General features: G+C 70.4%; 5 protein-coding genes. 2 read left to right on the top strand and 3 right to left on the bottom strand.

From position 1 onward, the window contains the following. Nucleotides 1–540: phasin family protein (locus D183_RS23920; protein WP_017907800.1), on the bottom strand; the 540-nt coding region annotated here is incomplete at its 3' end. A 125-nt stretch (nt 541–665) separates the two neighbouring features. Continuing rightward, nucleotides 666–1,931 carry a patatin-like phospholipase family protein gene (locus D183_RS0103630; RefSeq protein WP_017907799.1) on the bottom strand — a complete coding sequence of 422 codons (1,266 nt, stop codon included), beginning with the start codon at nt 1,929–1,931 and terminating at the stop codon, nt 666–668. An 87-nt stretch (nt 1,932–2,018) separates the two neighbouring features. On the opposite strand from D183_RS0103630, the gene D183_RS0103625 reads away from it, so the two are divergent. Further along, nucleotides 2,019–2,738, top strand: a complete 720-nt coding sequence (locus tag D183_RS0103625; RefSeq protein ID WP_017907798.1) for an FFLEELY motif protein — start codon at nt 2,019–2,021, stop codon at nt 2,736–2,738. Nucleotides 2,739–2,799: 61 nt separating this feature from the next. Here D183_RS0103625 and D183_RS0103620 read toward each other — a convergent pair whose 3' ends face one another. Then, nucleotides 2,800–3,075: a polyhydroxyalkanoic acid system family protein gene (locus D183_RS0103620; RefSeq protein ID WP_017907797.1), complete on the bottom strand. Its 276-nt coding sequence runs from the start codon at nt 3,073–3,075 to the stop codon at nt 2,800–2,802. A gap of 116 nt (nt 3,076–3,191) precedes the next feature. On the opposite strand from D183_RS0103620, the gene D183_RS0103615 reads away from it, so the two are divergent. Beyond that, the coding region (locus D183_RS0103615; protein WP_017907796.1) for an FHA domain-containing protein at nt 3,192–3,907 on the top strand (716 nt) is incomplete at its 3' end.

The raw sequence follows: 3,907 nt of genomic DNA, 5'->3' as shown, positions 1-3,907 counted from the left end.
TGGTGCTGCGCGCTTGGCGGCGCCGGCGGGCGACGCCGTGGTCTTCCTGGCGGCCTTCTTCGCTGCCGGCGCCTTGCCCGCCGCCTGCGTGGCACGGCCACCGCGCAGATGCCGCAGTTCGCCATTGAGCGCGTCCACGCGCTCGATCAGCGCACCCAGGTCCTCGCGGCTGGGGACTTCAAGGCGGCGCAGCGCGCGCTGCACGCGGTCCTCGAACACCTTCTCCAGACGGTCCCAGGTGTCGGCGGCGCGCTCGCGGGCCTGGCCGACCCGGTTCTCCACCGCATCGCGCACCGCATCGACCCCGCCGCCGGCCAGCTTGCGGGTGCTCTGCTCCAGGCTCAGGCCTTCCTTCACCAGGGTCTCGAACAGCTTGCCGCCCTCGGCCTGCGCACGGCCGAACGCGCCAACCCCGGCCAGCCAGACCTGCTGCGCCGATTCGCCCAGGCGCTTGGACAGCTTTTCCGCCTGCGCCTGCAGGGTGTCGTCGGCAGCGGCGGTGCTGCGCTTCTTGCGGGCGGACTTCTTCAGAGTGGCCATGACGGTGCGGTTCCTTCGGCGGGTGAGTGGCGGGGTTCGAGACTCGGGACTGTGACTAGAGTAATCACACCAGCGCGCGCAGGACGTGCGCGGGGAGCGATGGCGACGTCGGCCGGCGCTGCACGCTACGCCTCCGGCGAACGGCGGGTGCGGCGCCTGGCGCGGCGGTTGGCGATGACCTGGTCGACGTCGTCCAGCGCACGCCGCAGCCGCGCGGTGGTCTCGGTCATGCGCCGCGGCTGCACGTCCACGCCATCGAGGAAGGTGCGCTTGCGGTCGTTGAGGATATCGTGGCGCAGCGCGATGCCGTGCGCGGCCAGCAGCGGCTCCAGCGTCTGCGCGTTGCGGCGCAGGTCCGACAGGGTATTGCGATAGGCGAGCTGGCACACGCGGTGGCGCGCGGCGTAGCTGAAGAGATTGGTGAAGAACAGCTCGCCGTTGTCGGCGTTGGGCTCGAAGACCAACTGGTCCACCTGCGGGTACTGCCGTGCGTACTTCTCCAGCCCCACCTGCATGCGCGATTGCAGCAGGGTGCGGAAGGTCTGCGACAGCACCGCCGGCAGGCCGCCGGCGAGCAGCCGCGCGCGGTCGATGTGGCCATTGCGGCGCGGCGCGTGGGTGGCGTCGTAGGGCACCAGCGGGTTGATCCCGATCATCAGGTCGATGCCGCGCTCCAGCAAGGTGGAGGCATGCATGGTGCGGCGCAGCGCGCCGTCCACGTAATGGTGGCCGTCGATCTGCACCGGCGGATACAGCCCCGGCAGCGCCGCGCTGGCCTGGATCGCCAACGAGATCGGCACGTGGTCCATGCCCGGCTCGCCGAAGCGCACCGCACGTCCGCTGTCCAGGTCCACGGCGACCACGAACAGATTGGCGTCGAGGTCGCGGAAATCGTTGCTGCGGCCGCGGCGGCTGAACACGTCCTGCAGGAAACGCTCGACCCCGGCGTTGTCGAACAGGCCGCTGGGCACCAGTCCGCCGAAGCGGGTGATCAGGTCCGACCAGCGGGTCTTGCGCGGTTCGGTGAGCAGGTCGTGCCACCAGCCGTAGGCCAGCCCCGGCAGGGTCGCGGCACGGCGCAGATACTCGTAGACGTTGGGCCGCAGGAAGTCTTCCGGGCGGAACCGCGCATCGTCGCTGTTGCCGGTGACGAAGATCCGGCAGATCTCGGCACTGCTGATGCGGTTGGCCAGCCCGGCGGTCAGGAATGCACCGGAGCTGACGCCCACGTAGCAATCCAGGCGGGTCAGGTCCAGTCCGTCCAGCGCCTCGTCCAGGGCGCGCAGCGCGCCGAGGCCGTACATGCCGCCGATCGGCCCGCCTCCGGCGATGGCCAGGCCGATGCGGCCGTTGGAATGGGGACGGGGCGAGGCGCTGTGGAGGGAAAGCATGCGCGGTCCGCAAGAGGCAGTCGCGCGAGTGTAGCCGAGCGCCGTGACGCTTGCGGTCGTGCCGGGCTGCGACCATCATCGGCGCCCATGGCGCGCAGCACTCCCGTCCTGGAACGACTCGGCCGCCGCCTGGCGTGGCACCAGGCGCTGCACGACCCCGTGCGCGAACCGCGCAACGCGCTGCGCTGGCTGCAGGAACTGCGGCGCTGGCAATCGGAGCGGCTGGAGCACAGCTTCGAGCATTTCCTGGAGGATCCGCAGCGGCGTCCGGCGGCGATGTTCTTTCTCACCGACGTCTATGGCGACCGCGACTTCAGCCGCCGCGATGCCGATATCGTCAAGGTGTTGCCGATGATGCAGCGGCTGATGCCGGCGTCGCTGCTGGACACGGTCGCCGACGGCATCGAGCTGGGTGCGCTGACCCACGCTCTGGACCTGCGCATGGCCGAGGCGCTGCAGGACCTGGCGCCGCGGCGCAAGCGCCTGGACGAAGCGCTGTATGCCGAGGCCTATCGGCAGACCGGGCTACCCCGGCTGCGCCAGCGCCAGATCGACCTGATCGCCCGCGTCGGTCTGGGCCTGGCCAAGGCGGTGCACACACCCGGCGTGCGCATGCTGCTGCGCTTCGCCCGCGGCCCGGCCAAGGCGGCGGGGCTGTCGGAACTGCAGGGATTCCTGGAGCGGGGTTTCGATGCGTTCTCCAAGCTGGGCGATGCCGAGGGGTTCATCGGCGATATCGAGACCACCGAGCGCGCCGTGTCGGAACGATTGTTCGCGGGCGATCCGGATCCGTTTGCGTTGGAGTGAGTCAGCGGCCGTACCCCTCACCCCAACCCCTCTCCCGGTGGGAGAGGGGCTCGATCACTACTCAGCCCAGCTTTTCCGCCAGCACGCGGCGAATCTCGCTTTCCACCGTGCCCTTCATCGCCGACAGCAGGAAGCCCAGTTCGGCAGTCACGTGCACCTGCTTGGGCAGCAGCTCGATGCGGCCGTCCACGCCCGAGCGCGAGAACAGCAGGGAATCGCCATCCCAGTGCGATTCCAGGTCGAAGCGCTCGGACAGTTTCTTGGCGGCGGTTTCGATGGCCTTGCGGGCCTGCGCGGGGGTCTTGTCGTGGTCGTGGCGGATGTCGATGCTGGACATGCTGGCTCCTGTGCGGGCGGGTGCCCGCGTGAACGATCAGGCATTGTGCGTATGCGCGGTGCATTGTCCAGCGCGCGCGCTTCTGCGCGCGCAGGCAACCTGCTAGGCTGCCCGCCGTGCACGATCTGCAAGTCCATTTCAGCAACCGCCAACATCCCGACCGGCCCCTGCGCGCGGGCGTGCATCGCATCGTGCGGCTGGCCTCCGGTCAGGTCAGCGTGGTCGACGACACCCAGGGCGCATTGCTGCTGGCGCAGTTCTGCCTGGACCGGCGCGGCCTGTGGCTGCAGGTCGCCAACGGCAGCCGCGGCATCCACGTCAACGGCCGCCCGGTGCGGCGCATGGCCCTGCTGCGCGCCGGCGACGCGGTCTACGCCGATGGCGTCGAAATGGTGGTGCAGGGCAAGTGCGAGCCGCTGCAGCGCTTGCCCGAGGTCAGCGAGGCCGAGCACGACGATCCGCGCCTGGTGCTGCGCGGCGTCGGCGGTCCGCACCATGGCCGCAGTTTCACCGTGGACCGGGTACGCAGCATCGGCCGTCTGCGCGAGTGCGACATCCGCATCGACGATCCGGCCTGCGCCGAGCAGCACGCGCGCCTGGAACGGCATGGCGAGCGGGTACTGCTGCGCGGCTTCGGCGATGCGCAGACCCAGGTCAATGGCGTGGCCGTGCGCAGCTGCTGGCTGCAGCCCGGCGACCAGGTGGTGTTCGATGCCCAGCACCGCTTCGTGCTGGAAGTCCCGCAGGTCGTTGGCGCCGAGCCGCTGCGCGACGACCCCGCCCTGGCCGCGCTCGCGCTGACCCCGGCGGTGGCGCCGCGTCCGGCCACCGC

The sequence above is a fragment of the Xanthomonas sp. SHU 199 genome (genome assembly GCF_000364665.1).
GTDB lineage: Bacteria > Pseudomonadota > Gammaproteobacteria > Xanthomonadales > Xanthomonadaceae > Xanthomonas_A > Xanthomonas_A sontii.
Note: the sequence above shows the minus strand (reverse complement) of the source record. Positions and strands in the feature narration are given on the sequence as shown.

Coding starts and splice junctions, on each gene's coding strand:
- D183_RS0103630 (WP_017907799.1), bottom strand. CDS start 1,931: ATGCTTTCCCTCCACAGCGCCTCGCCCCGTCCCCATTCCAACGGCCGC.
- D183_RS0103625 (WP_017907798.1), top strand. CDS start 2,019: ATGGCGCGCAGCACTCCCGTCCTGGAACGACTCGGCCGCCGCCTGGCG.
- D183_RS0103620 (WP_017907797.1), bottom strand. CDS start 3,075: ATGTCCAGCATCGACATCCGCCACGACCACGACAAGACCCCCGCGCAG.